The following is a 17,702-nucleotide window of genomic DNA, read 5'->3' on the forward strand; positions in this document are numbered from 1 at the left end:
CCTCGGCCACCTCAGCCCGATCGCCTACGAGATGATGGCAGATAGTCTGAGGCCTGCCGCCTGAAATTGGTGTTCGCATTCATGGGGGAAGCCCCACTCTCCCCTGCGGGCCTCCTTGCAAGCGCAACATCAGGGTTTCGAGCGAATCCCCAGACGTGTCCGAGGCCTTCTCCCTGCCACTCTCACCCCCACTGCGACTGTTCACGCCTTCTCAATGGTTCAGCCGCCCCGCCACCCGCCTACCTCTACCTACGTCGCGGAGGTTCGCGCTCACTCGGCGCTCCCCTGGCCGACGCTCCAGCGCCGCCTGGCCCGTGGCCACTCCTGAGGTCGCTCGCCCGGTTCTTGACCGTCGACAGCGACAGGCCGGGTCCTCGGAGATTTGTGCGTTGGACAAGCCGAGGGTCATGAGTTCCAGCACCTGTCGTTCGCGGGACTGAGCGCGGACAGCCCATCGGGCACCCAGCGCTCGGAGCGGGGACAGACGAAGGCCCCGATCACCCGATCAGCCGGGGCGCCACCCCCTGGTGCACGATTCTGATCCCGTCGATCAACTCCTCCAGCCAGACGTCCTTGGGCAGGGAACCCGACGCTCCTGCCCACAGCGCGGCCACGACTGCTCCTCAAGGTCGAAGGTGCTCAGCGCGAGCACCTTGACCTGCGGCAGCTCGGTGACGATCCGCTCCGTGGCGGCCACCCCGTCCATGACGGGCATGTGCAGGTCCATCAGCACGACGTCCGGATGCCGTCGTGGCTTCGCGTACCGCGTCGTGGCCGTCGCCCACCTCCCCCATCTCCAGGCCGGCATCGGTCTCCAGCAGCACTGCGCAACCCATTACCTGGTCGTCAACGAGCAGTACTTTTGATCACGTCTTCTCCATCAGCGGAAGGCAGGCGCGCACGACGAACCCGCCAGAGAGGGAGGGGCCCGCCTTGCGCGCTCCCGCACAGCGAGACAGGCTCGGCCATCCCCTGCCAGACCGAAACCCAAGCCTGACACCAGGCCGGATCCGCCGGATTCGCCTGGCCCGTCGTCGGTCACCTCCATTTCGACGAGTGCGGGCAGGCAGACCAGCCGGACGCGGGAGCAGGCGCCGGCCGCGTGCTGCGGGTGCTGGTGAGCGCTTCGTCGATGCACAGGAAGTGGAAGCGCCACACCCCTGTAGAGGTTGACCACGCTGACGTGGTGGGCGATCACGTCGTGCAACGCGTAGGCGATGCGGCGACGCTCCTCCTGTACGGCTTGCTCGGCCACCTGCTGCTCCCTGCCGCGTGGCAGCTTCGCGCGCGGGCGCACGATGTAACCCGCCGCGATCGGCATCGCCGGAAGCACGAACCTAGAAGAGCCGGTGGAAGGTCACCGATCCGGGAAGGCCTCACCCGGCCGGCGAAGGCCACCACGGACGCGCAGTCCGGGATACGTGCGCGGCCACTGTTCGCGAGATGCCCGCGCAGACGCCCAACGGGTTGCCGGCTACCGCCCGGCAAAGCAACAAGGCCCGGCAGACCGGTGGTTTCACGCCGATCCGATCTCCGGAGCCTTGTTGTCCGAGCCGACTGCCATATCGCCGGAACAGACCGATCGGCATACCGCCGGCTATGACCTGGACGCCCACTGAGTGCTCCACGGCCTCAGCGATATCGCCTTCCCGAGTCCAAGCGGTGCTCGAGCGCCAGGACCGGACCCATCACCGTTGACCGAGCGGTCGACGGCCACTTCCGCAGCACAGTCAGAGAACTCTCACGTGCCCGATCAGGGACTGTCAGGCCGCCTCCCAAGCGGGTTGCGCGCGGGGTAGGCGACGCCGGGCGAGCGCCAGGTACAGCGGGATGGTGATCGCCAGGCTGACGATCCAGCTGATGTCAGCCCCTGCCAGCAGATCGGCGACCGGACCGATGTACAGCGCCGTACTCATGAAGGGAATCTCCACCAGTACACCCACCGTGTAGGCCACGAGGGCAGGTGTGTCATACCTGCCGTATCGCCCGCCGTCCGCCCTGAACAGGTCAGCGACCGCGTAGTCGCCCTTGCGGATCAGGTAGAAGTCGATCAGGTTGACGGCCGTCCACGGGATGAACACGTACTGGAGCATGATGATGAGGTTGGTGAAGCTGTTTAGGAAGTCCTGCGACATGAGCGCAGCACCCGCGGTGGCCAGCACGACGAGGAGCCCGCCGATGGCAGCCCTTCCCCGTGCCGTGGGCAGCCAGTCGCTGCGGAAGGTCTGCACCATGGTGACGACGGTAAGGGTCGCGCCGTAGAGGTTCATGGCGTTGAAGTGCATAATCACGGCGGCGAAGCTGAAGAGCACTATCGTGCTCAGCGGTTCTCCGAGGACAGCCGGCAATCCAGTGAGCGCGTCGCCCTTGACGGAGATGGCCACGATGACACCGATCCCCATCGGGATCATGCCGCCCAGCAGGGCTCCGCCGTACGTCCACCAGAACGTGGACTTCAGACCGGCGGTGTGGGCGGGCATGTAGCGGGAGTAGTCGGAGACGTACGGTGCGAAGGCCAGCAGCCACAGCGCACCGATCGCCATCGTGCCGAGGAAGCCGCGGACGGTAGGCACTCCGAGGGCGAACACGTCCGCGCTGATGCGACCCATGATGACCAGTCCGGCTATCACCAAGGCCAGAGAGGTGATCGACACAGCTGTGATGATGTGGCCGATGAGGTGGATGAGTCGATAGCCGACGAGCATGACCACGAGGCCTACCAGGGCGAAGACGAGGGCCAGCGGGGTCAGCGGCAACGAAGGGAACACCGCGTGCACCGACTGTGCGCCGGAGACGATGTTGGCGGCGTAGATCCCCTCATACATGACGAGCACCACGACCAGGATGACCAGACAGCCGCGGACGCCGAACTGGCCGCGGCTCTGGATCATCTGGGGGATGCCCAGCCGGGGGCCCTGCGCGCTGTGCAACGCCATGAACAGGCCGCCGAGCAGCTGTCCTGCGAGCAACGCGATGATGCTCCACCAGAAGTCGAGTCCGTAGATGACCGGCGGCAGGCCGCCGGTGAGGATCGTCAGCGGCCCGATGTTGGCCGCGAACCAGATGCTGAACAGGTCGCGCGGGCGGCCGGTCCGCTCGTCGGAGGGAATGACGTCGATGGTCCTGTGTTCGACGAAGGTGCTCATGGCAGTGTCCAGGGGGTCGAGGGTGAGCCGAAGTAGGCGACCTTGAGCTGGGTGAATTCGGTGATCGTCTCGAGCCCGCCCTCCTCGCCCTGGCCGGACTGGCCGTGACCCTCATAGGGGACGTAGGCGTGGTCGCGGTAGGGGCAGTTCGTCCAGACGATCCCGGCGTCGAGGCGGTCGGTCAGCTCGAGCGCCTCGGCCAGCCGATCGGTCCACACTGTGGCGGCCAGGCCGTACGGTGTACCGTTGGCGATGCGTACGGCGTCGTCGATGGTGCGGAAGCGCATGACTGACACCACGGGGCCGAAGATCTCCTCCTGTGCCGCCGCCATGCCGGGGACGACGTTGTCCAGGACGGTCGGCTCGAGAAAGGCGCCGACCGCAGAGGGATTTCCGCCTGCGATGATCGAGGCGCCCTCGTCGACAGCGCGGCTGAGATGTTCCTGCACCCTGACCCGATGCTGCCGGCTGATCAGTGTGCCGACCTGGGTGGCCGGGGCCAGCGGGTCACCGACAACGATCCCTGCGGTGGCGCGCAGGAACAGTTCCATGAACTGCTCGGCGATCTCCTCATCGAGCAGGAGACGGGATCCCGCGGTGCAGACCTGGCCCGCATTGAAGAAGGCATGGTGGACCGAGGCGTGGGCGGCGGCCACGAGATCGGCGTTCTTGGTGACGATGTTGGCCGTCTTGCCACCGAGCTCGAGGTGGCAGCTGCCGGTACTCGACTGCTTGATACTGCGGCCGACAGCGGTCGAGCCGGTGAACGTGATCTTCTTGACGCCGGGGTGGGCTGCCAGCAGTGCGCCGGTTCGCCCGTCGCCGTTGACGATGTTGACCACACCGGGCGGGAATCCCGCCCCTAGGCACAGCTTGCCGTAGAGGATCGAAGTGAGCGGCGTTTGCTCGGCCATCTTCAGCACGACCGTATTGCCGGTGGCCAGTGCCGGGGCGGTCTTGGTGACGGCGAAGAAGAAGGGGAAGTTCCACGGGGCGATGGCCGCGACGACTCCATACGGCTCGCGGCGCGAATGGGTCAGGTGACCGGGTTGCTCCGCGTACGTGACGCCCCGGATGTTCTGTGGAAGGGTGGCGTAGTAGTCGAGGAGGTCGGCGCAGATCGTCACGTCATCGCGGCAGTCGGAGATGGGACGCCCGCTGTCGCGCGCCTCGAGTGTCGCGATTTCTGCGGCGCTGGCGCGAATCAGGTCAGCGAGGCGGCGCAGCAAGGCGGCGCGTTCCGCAGCGGGTACCTGGCGCCAGATGTGGCCCGCGCGGGTCGCGGCCTCGACGGCGGCGTTGACGTCCGCCTCGCCACCGAGCGCGACCGTGTCCAGTTCCTCGTCGGTGGCTGGGTTGATGGTCGTGAAGGTTTCGCCTTTCTCGGAAGGCCGCTCTTCGCCGTCGATGAGGTGAGCGTTCATCGGATGCTCCCGTCGACCGCGACCGGACCACGGGTGGTCAGCGACTCCTGCAGAGCCAGTGCCGCGGCTAGGGCGGCCCGTCCCTCCGATCCGCTCACCAGCGGTGGCAGGCCGTCGCGGGCCGTCGTGATGAACTTGGCCGTTTCGGCGGCGTACATGCCGGTGTTCATCGCATCCGGGTACTCGACGGTCCCGGCACCGTTGATGACCACGCCGTGGTCGCGTTCCGTCAGGTAGGCGCAGCCGTCAACGCCCACGTACGCCAAGGCATGGTCGCCGTTCGACAACCCCGCCTGGTCTGGCAGGGCCCAGCTCGTCTCATGCGCGCCGACGCACCCGTTGGCGAAGCGCAACGTGGCCACGATCGATGCGGTTCCCTTCAGTCCGTGGATTTTGGTTTCCGAGGCCACGCCGTACACCTCGACGATGGGCGAGCCGGTAATCCACTGCAGCGCGTCGAGGTCGTGGACGGCCAGGTAGAGCGGCAGTGTGGTCTGGTCCTGTTGGCGGCGTCCCTCGGACGCGGGCCAGTTGCGGCGGGTGAACGTGTGGATGGGAGCGCCCAGAGCTCCCCCCTGGGCACGCTGCTGGACGGCCAGGTAGCGGGGGTCGGATCGCAGCGAATGGCCGATGACCAGGTGCCCCCCGGGATCGGCGGCGATCATCGCGTCGGCGTCGGCGAGCGTGGTGGCGATCGGCTTCTCGCAGAAGACGTACTTGCCGGCGCGCAGAGCAGCGATCGTTGCGTCCCTGTGCAGGCCGTCGGGAGTGCTCACGAAGACGGCATCGACATCGTCCGCGGTGACGATTTCGGCGAAGTCCGCAGAGAAGCGGACCCCGTCGGCTACGAGTCCGGCCGCGTCCGGATCGACGTCGCAGCAGGCGGTCAGGCAGGCGTCGCCGATGTCTCCCAACGCGGCGACACGGATCCTGCCCATCCAGCCCAGGCCGATGACGGCACAGTTCACCATGGTGTTTCCTTCCTTAAACTCGATGGGCAGCGGGGAGCGTGACCCGGAGGCTGTTCTCGGCGAAGTGTCTGACTAGCTCGTGCATGTGCTCGCACGACATCCAGCGGCGGCCCATGACCGCCGCGATGCCGAGGCCGTCGAGCAATCCCAGAAGTTGCTCGACGATGTCCGCCGGGGAGTCGTCGGGTCGGAACTCACCCGATACGACGCCCTGTTCGATCACATCGAAGAAGTACTGCCGGAAGCGGTCGGCCATTCCGGTATCCGCGTCGGCGATCTGCCCGTAGATGGCGACCCGGAAGTACTCGAACCACAGGATGAACTCCTCGCGCTCGACTCCCGACTCCGGAATGGACAGCAGGATCAGGCGAGCGAGCCGTTCAGCCGCGCTCAAACCGGGGGCTGCCATGATCGTGTCGCGGCGGCCGCACGCCTCGTCGTTGGCTTGGCGCAGTGCTTTGACGAGGATCTGGTTCTTGTTCTCGAAGTAGTAGTGCACGACCCCGGTGGACAGGCCGGCGTGCTTGGCGACCGCCCTGATGGTGGTGGCATCGAGGCCATAGGCGACGACAACGGCCCGGGCGGCCTGCAGGAGCTGTTCCTCCCTGCTCTGGCTGGCCTCGTCCGGCTCTGACATGACGAGCTTCCCCTGCCAGGCAGGGGCCAGCGCGTCGAACTCGTCGCGGTGCTCGCGTACCTTCTTCAGCAGCCGCCACGCAGTGGCGTAGGACAGACCCAGCTCGTCGGCCAGGGACTGAGCAGTCAGTCGCCCGCCGGATGCGCGCTCCTTGACGATCGCGGCGAACCACAGGCGCAGTGGCGTAGAGGAACCATGGAAGGGTGTCTTCGCGGTGGGGCTGACCTGCTCGCCGCAGTGAGCGCAGCTATAGACACGGCGATTGTGAAGCCGGTGGAAGGTGCGTTCCTGATCGCAGTGCTGGCAGTGGGCATGCCGACCGTCCGGGCTGAACCGGACGCGCCACAGCTGCTCCAAGCAGATGTCCTCATCCAGAATTGTATCCATCTGACCACGTAATTCTGCGCGAATTGTTCGACGAAACCGGCCTGTGGTAGTTCACAACCAGCCATACGTGTTTATATGAATGAAAGCTTATTAGGTGTTCAGGACCATAGGCTCGTGAGAGCGACAATGTCAAGGGCGGACATATGGCGATCTCTCATGTCCCGTTTCCATGCGACCGACGACTGATCAACTGAACCGAGGAAGGCTGGCGTAGGCGCCGCGACTGGGGTCGATGAGGGCGTGTCCAGCCGGTCAATGACCGCGTACGGTCCCGTCGATGATCCGCTGTGGAGCCATGGTCACGCCCTGCAAATCAGACTTTGAGCGGCTGTGCTGGCGGGTGATTCTGCGGGGCCTTCGGCAAGCTTGCCGTCGATGAAGGCGGCGCCGCACGGACCAGGACGACCGGGCGGCACCGTTGATCGCGCTGATCACCGTCACCTGTTCCAGGCAGCATCGGGTGCCGTGTACTTCCGTCGGGCGACGGTTGGGTGCGGCGAGGGTCTCACCGCGATTGTCAGGTCCGCTGAGTGATTCCGAGGAGGCCGGCGTGACCTGCGACTCGACAAGTTGATCCGGAACCGGGGCTCATGGTCGTCCGAAGTACCTTTTTGGTTTCCGTCTCGTACCAGCGCGCGCCGGTGATAGCCACCAAGCCAGGCCAGTTCCAGGCAGCCCCGCGCACGGTTGCTGCGCCTCAGCGCGTGTTCAGTCCCCGCAGCACGGGCAGCCCCGTACCGGAGTCGAGCACGAGGCGGTCGCCCAGCGGTCGGGCGAGCGTGACGGTGATCGTGGCCGTTTTGCGTATCAATGGGCAAGGCTTGCCAGAGCTGGAGTCCTTCTCGTCCACGTCCACCACCACCAGCTGTTCGGTCTCGTAAGCGCGGGTCCCGTGAACGGTGTCGCAGGCGCCGTACCCATAGCGGAGAAGCAGCTCGTCTGGCTTGCCGGCGACGAGATCGAACGCCATCACCTCTTCGATATCCCCCTGCATCCGCTCGGGACGGGCGGTGACGGCCGAGGAATCGACCGCCACGTGGACCTTCTTCTGCTCGACTCCCTCGACGGTGAACAGCCAGGCGGGCACCTGGATGGTGCCGCGGCTGGTCTGCAGCGGGACCTTACCCAACTCAGCTCTGGTTACCCGGAGGGGCCGGCATCCCTTGGCCGGGCACTCCTCTTCGATGAGATCGGCCGGGTTGCTGAACTTCTCGTAGGCGCTCGCCGCCGTGATGAGCGGCACCTGCGAGACCTCGCCGTCCGGCCATCGCACGTCGGCGCGGTCCGGAGAAGCGGTGGGTAGTTTGGCGGCCAGCCGCCAGGCGCCGTTGTGCGAGCTTCTGTTCACCCAGGCCGGGACTCGGCTCACGTGGTTCCATCCGTGCGGATTCAGCACCTCCAGCGCGACGAACCCTTCACGCCAGGCGCGATCGTCGGCCGAGCCCTGCCAGCGCTCCGCCACCTCCCGGGCACGATCCTCGAACTCGTCAGACGAAAGACCATGAGACCCACCGGTCGACCTCTGGGTGAACCAGCCGCAGGAAGTCAGCAGCAGCGCCAGGGACAGGCATGCGAACATTCGTCGCACGAGACCTCCCTCTGACCGTCACTCCCGGCTCCGAACGCGTGGGCTCATGATCCTCATGCCGGAGTTCCAGGCTGTCCTTGCTCAACGCACGATCTTGAAGCCTTCAGCGTACAGGTCGTCGCTACGCTCCTGCGTCCCGGCGAACATCCGGATTTCATCGACTAGGACCAGCCCTACGCCAGCGTGAGCGGCAGTGGCGCAGACGGCGTTGACGACGTCGGTAAGGTTGGCGCGGTTCGACAGCCGCCGCGGAGCACTCGGCATGGCTCCCGCCAGTACCCCGGCAAGGCCGTAGCAGAAACGATCAGCGCCGTTCATGCCGCGAAGAGCTCTCCTCTGTCCGGGCCAGCCCCACCTGGCCGCCCCACCGGCGGAACCCTCGTCTGTGACTACCTGGACGTCGCGCAGAACCGTGTCTCCGCGTACGCGGGGACCGCCGACTCCACCACCCGGCTCAAGCGGCCTGGCCACCACCGACTCCCTGCATCAATACCTCTTGCGACCGCGGTCATGACCGGATCCGACACGTACATGTCCCGCAGCGGATCGGGCTCACCCCTGGCACCCACAACCGCCGCGTCGGCTCAGCGCCCAAGCACTCCAAGCGAATGATCGAGGAGACCCTGTGAGCCGATCTGGGTGCCGCCGCAAGCAGGGGCACACCACCGAGCGACGGTTTCCCGGTAGGGCTTGCCTTACCTTCGACTGGGGGGCGTGCGGGCATGAACCAGCACTCTCACCTGGTGAAGACTCTTCCGCATCAGTCAGCACTCGCCGTTTGAAGAGGTCCTCATGTCCGCGCAGTTCCTGGTCAACGCGCCGCCCGTCCCCCCTTCCGTCAAGACTGCATCGTCGCTCTGGTTCACCGCCGTGGGCGCCGGTGTCTTCGAGGCAGCCTTGGCAGTGGCCGGCATGCTCGCCGAGGGATCGGCCTCTCTGATCGGCCTGGCAGGGGGCCTCGGCATTCGGCTGGCGGTCTTTGCCGCGGCGATCTTCATGGCGGTGCGCCTGCGTCAGGGGCGAGGCTGGGCGCGTATTGCTCTCGCGTTGACCTTGGGGGTATTCGGCACCTTGTCACTGGTGATCGAGCCGTTTCAGTGGCTAATGGACGGGAATGCGATCGGTGAGTTCTTCGCCGACGCCGACGTCATGACCCTCGCCTTCACCCTCAGCCGGGTGCTTCACCTGGTGGCAGTGTGGGGGGCGATGGTCCTGATGTTCAATCCCGCGTCCAACGCCTATTTTCACAGTACCCCTCGCCTTCGTCAGCGGTGAAAAGATAAACATAGGACATCGGTAGATGAGCCGAACTCGGTGAAGCAATCTTGGCAATTCCAGGGAGCCAGTAGTGCTCGAACGTACGGGCGGCAGCCCGTCATTGGCACAGTGCCTGAGTTCGACGTCGTAGCAGTCCGCGATCCAGGTCGCGATCTCAGCGAGCCCCTGCGTGAGTGCGAAGTGGTGGCGGTGCACGAACTCGACCCTCAGGGTGCTGTTGAGCGACCCGATAGCTCCCGCTCGAGCGCGCGCCCGATCCAGCCCATGCTTGCGGTATTCGGCCTGGTAACGCGCGGCGACCAAGTATTAGCCCTTTCCGCCGTATTCGGTCTACCTCCTACAGGCACACCTGCAAGCAGATTCTGACTGCCCTCCTGAGCGGGTTCAATCAAATGCTGGCGGGGTGGGCGCACAGCTTCCGCCATGGCGTGCGCGAGAAGACCTTCGCCGCGATCGACCGTCACGCATGGCAGAGGGTCGGTGTCGTCCGCAGGGCGTCCAACGTCGCGATCGTCCCTTGCGGTGAGAGCCGCACGGCGCGTTCGGGACCGCGGCTCGGAGAACAGACCGGTGACACCGGCACCGCGCTTCGAGCCGAACACAAGCCCCGTCAGTGCCCTCCGCTCACTGCCCCTTGCGGCGGTACGGGAGCGGAGAAGCGACTCTCGTCGAGACATTGGCTGGGAGGATTCACCGATATTCAAGCCGGGATCCAGGCTCAGATCTGCCACTCGTCGTTGCGGAGCAGCTCCACCCGACCGCCGCCGCGGGGGATGCCAGTGACCGTGACATCCGGGCCGCCCACCATGAAATCGACATGGACCATAGAGGTGTTCACGCCCGCCGCGTCCGGGCGGCTGCGCAGGTGTTCCGGTACGCCGGGCGGGAGGCCGGCGCCCCAGGCCAGATGGCAGGTAGCGTTCTCGTCCAGCAGGGTCTCCAGGTAGGTGATGCCGGTCTGACCCACTCGGGACAAGCCGTCGACCAGTGCGAGCTCGCCGAGCCGGGCCGCTCCTGGGTCGGTCGCTTGGTGGGTGCGGACGATGTCGGCTCCCATACTCGCACGCACCTTGGTCGCCACGCCGTCGGTGAAGGTCAGCTCCAGGTCGTGGATGATGTTCCCGTCGAGGGCGAGAGGCCGGGTCGAGCGTACGACGCCGTTGACGCGGCGATGGTCGGGCGTGGTGAAAACCTCTTCGGTGGGCAGGTTTGCTTGGAAGGACCTGCCTTTGGAGTCGTTGAGCCGTGCCGCCGTCCAGTGGGCTTGGGGCAGCAGGCCGATGGTCAGGTCGGTGCCAGGGCCCTCGAACCGTACCGCGTCGAGCTGCATGTCCCTCAGCGTCTCGGCCCGCCGCACCAGCTCGGTGATCCGACTCTGCCAGGCCGCACTGGGATCGCGCTCGTCGAGGCGGAGGATGCGCCGCAATTCTCGCCACAGGCCATCCTGGTCGGGCTCGCCGAACACGGCGCGCGCCCACTCCGGCGTCGCGTACGGGATGATCGTCCATCTGGCCAGGTTGTTGAGCTGAAGCCGCAGCCGGGACGCCAGCTGGGGCATGCGGTCCTTGCCGGCTCGGACCTGATCCTGCCCGGCCAGAAGGTCGGGGGTCGCAGTGCCGCGGATGTTGACGAGCACGCCCGTGTGCCGTTCCAGGCCATCGTTGCGGGCGTCCAGCCAATCCGGAACCTCACTCAGCGTCTCCGCAGGAGCGTGCTGGACGCGGGAGCGTTTGGCGTACGGGTCGAAATACCAGATATCGACATAGCGGGCGCCCCGCGCGTACGCTGCCTCGGCCAGGGCACGGGCAAGCGGAGCGTGCTCGATCTCGGCGTTGACGAGCACCCGGTCGTCGGCCTCGATGGGCACGGCGACGTCGAACACCACGTCGGCGTAGCGGGCCAGCTCAGCAGGGGAAATAGTCACGATGTTCTCCTTCGCGAGGGGAGGGGGATGACGAGCGGCACCGCGGCGGCCGACACGAGGGCGGCCACGGCGAATCCGCCGGCCAAGCCTGAGGTCTGCGCAAGAGCACCGAGCGCGAGAGCGGCGCTCAGGAATCCGAGGTCGAAGAACGCCGTCGTCGTGGCAACGGCGGAGCCGCGTTCCGTCATGGGTAAGCCGGTCACCGCTATTCCCAGGAACGCGGGCAGCCCGAGCCCCTGCCCGGTGCCGATCACGGCGGCCGCGCAAAGAGCTCCGGCCGTCGAGGGCCAGAGGGCAAGCAGAGCGAGGCCCAGAGTGGTGACGATGAGGGCGGTGGTGGCGGCAATCCTTGGTGGCAGGCGGTGCGGGATCAGTCGGATGCCGATGAGGACCGCGCCGTAGATGAGGAAGTGGTGACCGCTATCACCCCCGCCGAGCGTGGCGACGTGCAAGGGAAGGAAGGCCGTGAACGCTGTGTAGCCCCACACAGATGCCAGGTAACCGAGGCCGGGACGGATTCCCGCACGGTGGATCAGCGCCGAGCGTTTCGGCGTGCTGGTGGTGACGGGCAGGGCGGAGGAGAGGGCCGCGGCGATGCCGGCCGCGAGAGCGGCGAGGACCCAGACGGCGCTGAAGCCCGCGAGTGCGTACAGTTTTTCGGCGATCACGGGCCCGACAAGGAGGCCGGTGTTCACGGCGACCGAGAAATGGTTGATTGCCCGGTTCGGACGATCATGATCGCTCGACGCCGCGGCCAGGCCTACGTAGGTCAGCGCCTCTCCAGCCCCGGCGACAATCCGGCAGGCGAGGAAGAGCGAGAGTGAGTCGGCGGCGAGGAGTCCGAGCGACGCCGCGGCCAGCGCCAGGGCTCCGGTGCAGGTGGTGGTTCGGCGTCCGACGCGGTCGGCCAGGCGTCCGGCGAACGGCCGGACCAGCACGGCAGTGATTCCCGTGATCGCCAGTGAGACGCCTACCGTGCCGGTCCCCGCGTCCAGGGGGCCGGTGAGGTATCTCGGCACCGTCGGAATGAGCAGGCCGATCGCGAGGAAGCAGGAGGCGGTGCACGTGAGCAGGCGCGCGTCCGCGGACGTGGGCAGGGGTGCGGTGGTCACTCGTGAAGTTCCAGCAGCAGCGCCGTTATGCTCACTTTGACCGCGTCCTGGGTGCGGGGCGGGTCGGCCTTGTCGTGGACGAGGGCCACCGCCTGATCGATCAGGCTGACGACCTCCTCCCAGACCGACTTGTTCAGCCACACCTCCGCGTCCATCGACATGCGCTGGCGCTGCGTCTCCCGCAGCCGTCGGGCCAGATCGGTGCTCAACGCCTGGTGCATGACCTGCCTGCTGTCCGAACGGTCCAGTCGGGCACCGCTCGACGGGTCGTAGCGGTAACGGCGCCGCGGCCGGCCTTTGCCGCCCTTGCCCGGCTCCTCGTCGACACCCTGCAGGAAGCCCGCCTTGGCCAGGGTGCGCAGGTGATAGCTGGCGGAGGCGTGGGCGATGCCCAGTTCGTCGGCGACCTCGGTGGCCGACAACGACGTGCCTGTGAGCAACGACACGATGCGGATGCGCAGCGGGTTGGCCAGCGCCCGCAGCGGCACCAGATCTTCGGCCTCACTTTCCCAAGACATATTGGGAACTATATCCCAACATGCCTTGGGAAAGTAGGTTGGGCAACGCCCGCAGACTTTCCGCAGGCTCTGGACAATGGGCTGACCGCGGGCAAAGAGGGTCCGGCTTCACCATCGGCCGGGGATGCATGAGATGCGGACACCCGGGGGTCGATGCGCCACAGCCGTCATCAACTGATCACGCTTGACCGCTGACCGCAATGCCGTCATTGACGAACAGGCAGGCGTCGGACACGATGCCCGGGCGGATTCTCTGCCTGAAACGTGGTGAGCGGCCGGATCCAGGGGACCTGGCTGGCTCCGGCCGCGCGGTCGACCAGGGCGGCGCGGCGTCGCTGCTCATCGCCGTGCCGTAACCGTGCAGACCCGCTGAGCGCTCCCGCGTTTCGTCGCCCGGGGCGCGGGCCACTTCCGCTTCATCTCGGTCTCGACGAAGGCCAGCGGCGCGGTGCCGGGGCTGGTGACCTCGTGTTCGCTGCGGTCGGACGGAGATAGGACTCACCCGCCCGCAGCTGCGAGGTGCGACTATGCCACCGTCGGTGAGCACGTCGGTTCAGCCTTTAGTGACGGGGCGACAACGTGCTCGTGTACCTGGCGGTCGATGCTGTGAGGGCTCGAAGTCCCAGCGGGTGACCCGCGCCCGCTCGTCCTCGTGCTGCTCGCTCGCGTGGGTCGTGCCTGTCATGGCCGAACGCCTTGCTGTCGGGTTGCCGCACCGGTTACGCGAGCGGGGATAGCCGCGTTGCAGGCTATCTGGCAGATTGTCGCGGAGACAGTGCGGGCATGTCACCGGCGGTGGTCGCGGTGCGTCGGGCGAGCAGATCAGTGACCAGCGCCAGCGGGGGCCAAGTGAGGCGGCCGCGGTGGGCGACGGCGTAGGCCCGCAGCGTCACCCGGGGACTGGTAAGCGGTATCAGGCAGACCTGAGGGAAGGTCGCAACGCCGATCGGCAGCAGTCCTACGCCCAGCTGTGCGCTGATCATGCCCTGGACCAGGTCGAGACTGTCAGCCTGGTGCGTGATGCGGGGGGTGAATCCGGCCATCGAGGCCAGGATGCGAATGACCGTCTCGTCGGCGGTGTTGCGGGAGTTGACGATCCAGTCGTGCGCACTGAAGCAGGCGAAGACTTCCAGCGTGTCCGCGGTCTGGGGCACATCGGCGTGGGTGGGGATGCCCAGGCCCCACGGGGCTGTCCACAAAGTGGTGACGTGCACCGTTGGATCGGTTTCGGCCGGGGCCAGGTTGTAGTCATAGGTCAGGGCCAGGTCCGTCTCGTCTGCGGCCAGAAGGTGAAGGGCCTCAGCGGGTTCGTGTTCGCGCACCAGGACGCGAAGCCGCGGATGGTCACTGGCCAGTTCAGTGACCAGGGGCAGCAGGTGGGCTCGGATAGCGGTGGCGAAGCCGGCCACCCGCAGGGTGCCGTTGGGATCGGCCTCGGGGGCGAGATCGAGACGGGCGGCTTCCACCGCGGCGAGGATCGTCACGGCGTGCTCGGCCAGGCGACGGCCCGCCGGCGTAAGCCTGACCCGCCGACCATCCGGCTCGATCAGGGCAGCGCCCATCTCTTTCGCGAGGACAGTGAGCTGCTGCGAAACCGTCGAGGTGGCGGTGCCCATCGCGTCGGCGACCGCGCGCATCGAGCCCAGCCGGGACAGTTCCAACAGAAGTCGCAGGCGCCGTGTCTCCATGGTCCTATTGTTCAGGTTCACCGAACGAATTGTCCATGATTGGCATGTGGACGCGAACGATAGCCGCGACCTTTACTGGAACCCATGAGTTCGCTGTCATCTCCGAGCCGACCGCGTACCAGCGGCACCCAGGCCGGGTTCCTCATGGCACTGGCCTCCATGTTCACCGTCCAGGTCGGCGCGGCGTTGACGGTGCCCTTGTTCGGCCAGCTCGGCGCGCTGGGCACCGCCGGACTGCGCCTGGGGTGGGCCGGCGTGCTCCTGCTTCTCCTCGTCCGGCCCCGGCGCCGCGACTTCACCCACCGGGACCTGGCGGCCTGCACCGTCCTGGGTGTGGCGACCGCGGGGATGATGCTGTTCTTCATGCTCGCCTTCTCCCGCCTGCCGCTGGGCACCGCGAGCGCGCTGGAGTTCCTCGGCCCTCTGGCCGTCTCCCTGTACGGGCCCGGGCGTGGGCGCAAGGTCTGGACGGTGGCGGCCACGATCGGCGTGGTACTGCTGACCGAGCCCTGGCACGGAAGCCTCGATCCGCTCGGGATCGGTTACGCGCTGGCCGCCGCGGCCTGCTGGGCTGCCTACATCCTGCTCACCCAGCGCGTCGGCGACAGCGTCACCGGCCTGAAGGGACTGGCCCTCTCCATGCCCGTCGCGGGCATCGTCGGCATGCTCATCGCCGCACCCACCCTCTCCGCTCACGTGACCTGGCCAGCCTTGTGGACCATGCTCGCCCTGGCCGCCCTGAGCCCCGTACTGCCCTTCGCCCTCGAATTCCTCGCCCTGCGTCGCTTGACGACCTCCGCCTTCGGCACCCTGATGTGCCTCGAACCTGCCATCGCCACGCTGATCGGCCTCCTGGTACTCGGTCAGACACCCGGCCTGGCACCCGCGGTCGGCATCGCCTTCGTCGTGATCGCCGGCATGGGCGCAACCCGCGCCGGCGCGCGCCCGGCGCCCGACACACTGCCCGCGCCGAAACCCTGCGTCGAACAAGCGTCGTCGTGATCACTAAGCATCGGTATCAAGCCGGTGATCTCAGAGAGGACCAGCACGGCCGCGAAGCGGGGGTAAGGGCTGCGGATGCCGTCCGTAGTCCTTACCAGGGCTGCCCTACCATGGGGGCCTATGACAGTGGATGACCTCAACCGGTGAGGAGTTCATCACAGGCACCGCACACGCGCAGGGCGAACCACAGGTCGTAGCGCGCGGACGGGCTGTCCAGCAGCGAACGTCCCAGCACCTCCTCGATCCTGGTCAGGCGTTTGCGCAACCCGGGTGCCGAAATGCCCAGCGCTGCCGCGGCCGGCTCCAGCCGGGCGTTGTTGGCCAGCCACATCCGCAGGGTCTCCAGGAACGCCACCGCATCGCGACCGGTCAGCGGGGACACCTGCATCGCGGCCCACTCGCGCACGTCCGTGGTGCCGAGAACGCGTTCCAGGGTGGTTTCGTTACCGGCACCCCTCGGCCCCTCGAGCACGCAGAGAGCAAGATGCAGCTTCGCCTGGACTTCGAGGTCGTCCAGACTGAGGCCGAGCACGTGCTCGATGAGCCGCAGCCGAGCTGACAACGTGTTGCGGTGGATCTTCAGGTGGCGGGCGGCGCCGCCATGGAAGTCGAGCCAGGATCGGAGCGTGGCGGTGAGTTCTGCGGCACCCGGATCTTGCAACCGGTCCGGCCGGTACACGCGCAGCGGCTCGAGCAGGGCGCCGGCCCACGGGTACCCACCGGCGCGCACCAGCGCCGCCAGATCTCCCCGGGGGTTGAACTCGGCGTAGTGCCCGGCTCTGCCCCGAGCGGTCGCCAGGGCGTGGAATGCCTGCCGGTAACCGGAGGACAAATCCCGCAGCGGGACGGTGCTACCGCGCCCGACGTGGATGTCGGCCGATCGGCCGGCGTGGAGCCGGAGCGCCCGTTCCATGGCGTCCGCCGTGTCATGGGCCGGGGCGAGCACTATGACGTGGCCGGCGTAGACGGGACAGCGGACGATCCAGGCCTTGCCCTGCGACGCGCGGTCGCACTCGGCCACCGATCGGTCCCTGAGATCGGCCGGGCACTCCACGACATAGACGCGGATCTCCTCCGCGAGGCTTGGGCCCATGGTCTCGGCGACGCGATGTGCGGCCTCCATCTGGCCAACCAGGAGGAGGTGCAGCACCGTCTCTCGGATCTGCGCCTCCGCCCGGTCCACATCGTCGTGCCGGCGGCGCGACTCCTCGACGTTCCAGCTCAGCGAGAGCAGCCGGGACGCGTCGCCGATCAGGTTGCGGAGCGAAGCCGGGAACCGTTGCGGCCGTGCCACCATGAGGGCCGCGTTGTGGCTGCCCGCACCAAGGGCCTGAACGTGCACCACGCCAGCCTCGACATCCGCGGCCGCGGCGCCGGCCGCACCGCTGACCACGCGTTCGATGGCGGCCGAGGCCTGCTGGATCATGTTCTCTGGAACGGCGGGAAAGGCGCGGCGGGGCGTACCGGACCGGTCCAGCAGAACCACGCTGCCCCCCACCTGGCGCGCGAGCCAGCGCAGAAGGTGGCTCACACCGTCCGGGCGGGTCACTTCCCGATGCAGCTCTTTGAGGTGATCGGCACTGTGCTCCCGCTCCTCGCGGATGATCTCCATGGCCTCCGCCCATACGAGATTCTGCTCGCCTCTCGCCAGCATCAGAGGCGTTTCCTGCGCCCGCGCCCAGGCGGTCAGGGCCTCGACCACGCGCGGGCTCGGATCCGAGGCGGTGACCAGGACCACACCCCCGGCGTTCACTCTGCTCAGGGCGCGCATCGTCTCCTCGGCCCGGCTGGCGAACGTTCCTCCAGCGAAGGGCAGGATGACGAGAGTCCGCCGGAGGATCTCCGGATGGGCCGCAGCCCACGTGCGCAGATCCGCCTTGGACACGATCAGCGCGGAATCGAGCCTGTGCGTCTGAACGGTTCCGGCCGACAGGACCCGCATCCCGAGCCTGGACCGGCCCACCAACGTGCTCACCGTGGGCATCGGCACCTCACCTCGTGTCTTATGACACCCGTATGGTTCGGTT

16 protein-coding genes and 1 pseudogene are annotated in these 17,702 nt (G+C 67.2%); 4 read left to right on the plus strand and 13 right to left on the minus strand.

Going from position 1 to position 17,702, the window contains the following annotated elements:
• Positions 1-550: 550 nt before the first annotated feature.
• On the minus strand, positions 551-715 hold the full coding sequence (locus B0I32_RS61920) for a response regulator (protein ID WP_358361619.1): 165 nt from the start codon (positions 713-715) through the stop codon (positions 551-553).
• Here B0I32_RS61920 and B0I32_RS61245 point away from each other — a divergent pair.
• Complete coding sequence (locus tag B0I32_RS61245; RefSeq protein ID WP_281262679.1) at positions 636-866, plus strand: hypothetical protein; 231 nt, start codon at positions 636-638, stop codon at positions 864-866. The two genes, B0I32_RS61920 and B0I32_RS61245, sit on opposite strands and share 80 nt — an antisense overlap.
• A gap of 14 nt (positions 867-880) precedes the next feature.
• Here B0I32_RS61245 and B0I32_RS53015 read toward each other — a convergent pair whose 3' ends face one another.
• The 7 genes from B0I32_RS53015 to B0I32_RS53045 all read right to left on the minus strand — a co-directional run bounded on the left by B0I32_RS53015 (position 881) and on the right by B0I32_RS53045 (position 8,471).
• Positions 881-1,321: a sensor histidine kinase gene (locus B0I32_RS53015; RefSeq protein ID WP_146178668.1), complete on the minus strand. Its 441-nt coding sequence runs from the start codon at positions 1,319-1,321 to the stop codon at positions 881-883.
• 442 nt (positions 1,322-1,763) lie between these two features.
• Positions 1,764-3,146 (minus strand): purine-cytosine permease family protein, encoded by a 1,383-nt coding sequence (locus B0I32_RS53020; protein WP_106252840.1) that lies wholly within the window; start codon positions 3,144-3,146, stop codon positions 1,764-1,766.
• Positions 3,143-4,570 carry an aldehyde dehydrogenase family protein gene (locus tag B0I32_RS53025; RefSeq protein ID WP_106252842.1) on the minus strand — a complete coding sequence of 476 codons (1,428 nt, stop codon included), beginning with the start codon at positions 4,568-4,570 and terminating at the stop codon, positions 3,143-3,145. The genes B0I32_RS53020 and B0I32_RS53025 overlap by 4 nt, the downstream gene beginning before the upstream one ends.
• Positions 4,567-5,541, minus strand: coding sequence for a Gfo/Idh/MocA family protein (locus tag B0I32_RS53030; RefSeq protein ID WP_106252843.1), 975 nt, complete (start codon positions 5,539-5,541; stop codon positions 4,567-4,569). Before B0I32_RS53030 ends, B0I32_RS53025 begins: the two co-directional genes overlap by 4 nt.
• 13 nt (positions 5,542-5,554) lie before the next feature.
• Positions 5,555-6,565, minus strand: coding sequence for a TetR family transcriptional regulator (locus B0I32_RS53035; RefSeq protein WP_106252845.1), 1,011 nt, complete (start codon positions 6,563-6,565; stop codon positions 5,555-5,557).
• 697 nt (positions 6,566-7,262) lie between these two features.
• Positions 7,263-8,153: a hypothetical protein gene (locus B0I32_RS53040; RefSeq protein ID WP_146178669.1), complete on the minus strand. Its 891-nt coding sequence runs from the start codon at positions 8,151-8,153 to the stop codon at positions 7,263-7,265.
• A gap of 81 nt (positions 8,154-8,234) precedes the next feature.
• Positions 8,235-8,471, minus strand: a complete 237-nt coding sequence (locus B0I32_RS53045; protein ID WP_106252848.1) for a hypothetical protein — start codon at positions 8,469-8,471, stop codon at positions 8,235-8,237.
• 474 nt (positions 8,472-8,945) lie between these two features.
• Here B0I32_RS53045 and B0I32_RS53050 point away from each other — a divergent pair, with 474 nt between their 5' ends.
• Together B0I32_RS53050 and B0I32_RS61925 are read left to right on the plus strand one after the other, a co-directional pair.
• Positions 8,946-9,428, plus strand: a complete 483-nt coding sequence (locus tag B0I32_RS53050) for a hypothetical protein (RefSeq protein ID WP_106252850.1) — start codon at positions 8,946-8,948, stop codon at positions 9,426-9,428.
• 326 nt (positions 9,429-9,754) lie between these two features.
• Positions 9,755-9,898 (plus strand): annotated as a pseudogene (locus tag B0I32_RS61925) (group II intron maturase-specific domain-containing protein); the annotation flags it as partial.
• 251 nt (positions 9,899-10,149) lie between these two features.
• Here B0I32_RS61925 and B0I32_RS53060 read toward each other — a convergent pair.
• From B0I32_RS53060 to B0I32_RS53075, 4 genes are all read right to left on the minus strand, one after another.
• On the minus strand, positions 10,150-11,355 hold the full coding sequence (locus tag B0I32_RS53060; RefSeq protein ID WP_106252854.1) for an aminopeptidase: 1,206 nt from the start codon (positions 11,353-11,355) through the stop codon (positions 10,150-10,152).
• Positions 11,352-12,467: an MFS transporter gene (locus B0I32_RS53065; RefSeq protein ID WP_106252855.1), complete on the minus strand. Its 1,116-nt coding sequence runs from the start codon at positions 12,465-12,467 to the stop codon at positions 11,352-11,354. Before B0I32_RS53065 ends, B0I32_RS53060 begins: the two co-directional genes overlap by 4 nt.
• Positions 12,464-12,985 carry an ArsR/SmtB family transcription factor gene (locus tag B0I32_RS53070; RefSeq protein WP_219912492.1) on the minus strand — a complete coding sequence of 174 codons (522 nt, stop codon included), beginning with the start codon at positions 12,983-12,985 and terminating at the stop codon, positions 12,464-12,466. The genes B0I32_RS53065 and B0I32_RS53070 overlap by 4 nt, the downstream gene beginning before the upstream one ends.
• Before the next feature lie 749 nt (positions 12,986-13,734).
• Entirely contained in the window at positions 13,735-14,694 is a 960-nt protein-coding gene (locus B0I32_RS53075; protein WP_219912493.1) for a LysR family transcriptional regulator, read from the minus strand.
• A 63-nt stretch (positions 14,695-14,757) separates the two neighbouring features.
• On the opposite strand from B0I32_RS53075, the gene B0I32_RS53080 reads away from it, so the two are divergent.
• Entirely contained in the window at positions 14,758-15,675 is a 918-nt protein-coding gene (locus B0I32_RS53080) for an EamA family transporter (protein ID WP_219912494.1), read from the plus strand.
• Positions 15,676-15,811: 136 nt separating this feature from the next.
• Here B0I32_RS53080 and B0I32_RS53085 read toward each other — a convergent pair whose 3' ends face one another.
• Complete coding sequence (locus B0I32_RS53085; RefSeq protein WP_106252868.1) at positions 15,812-17,659, minus strand: PucR family transcriptional regulator; 1,848 nt, start codon at positions 17,657-17,659, stop codon at positions 15,812-15,814.
• Between the last annotated feature and the right edge of the window lie 43 nt (positions 17,660-17,702).

The sequence above is a fragment of the Nonomuraea fuscirosea genome, assembly GCF_003001935.1.
GTDB lineage: Bacteria > Actinomycetota > Actinomycetes > Streptosporangiales > Streptosporangiaceae > Nonomuraea > Nonomuraea fuscirosea.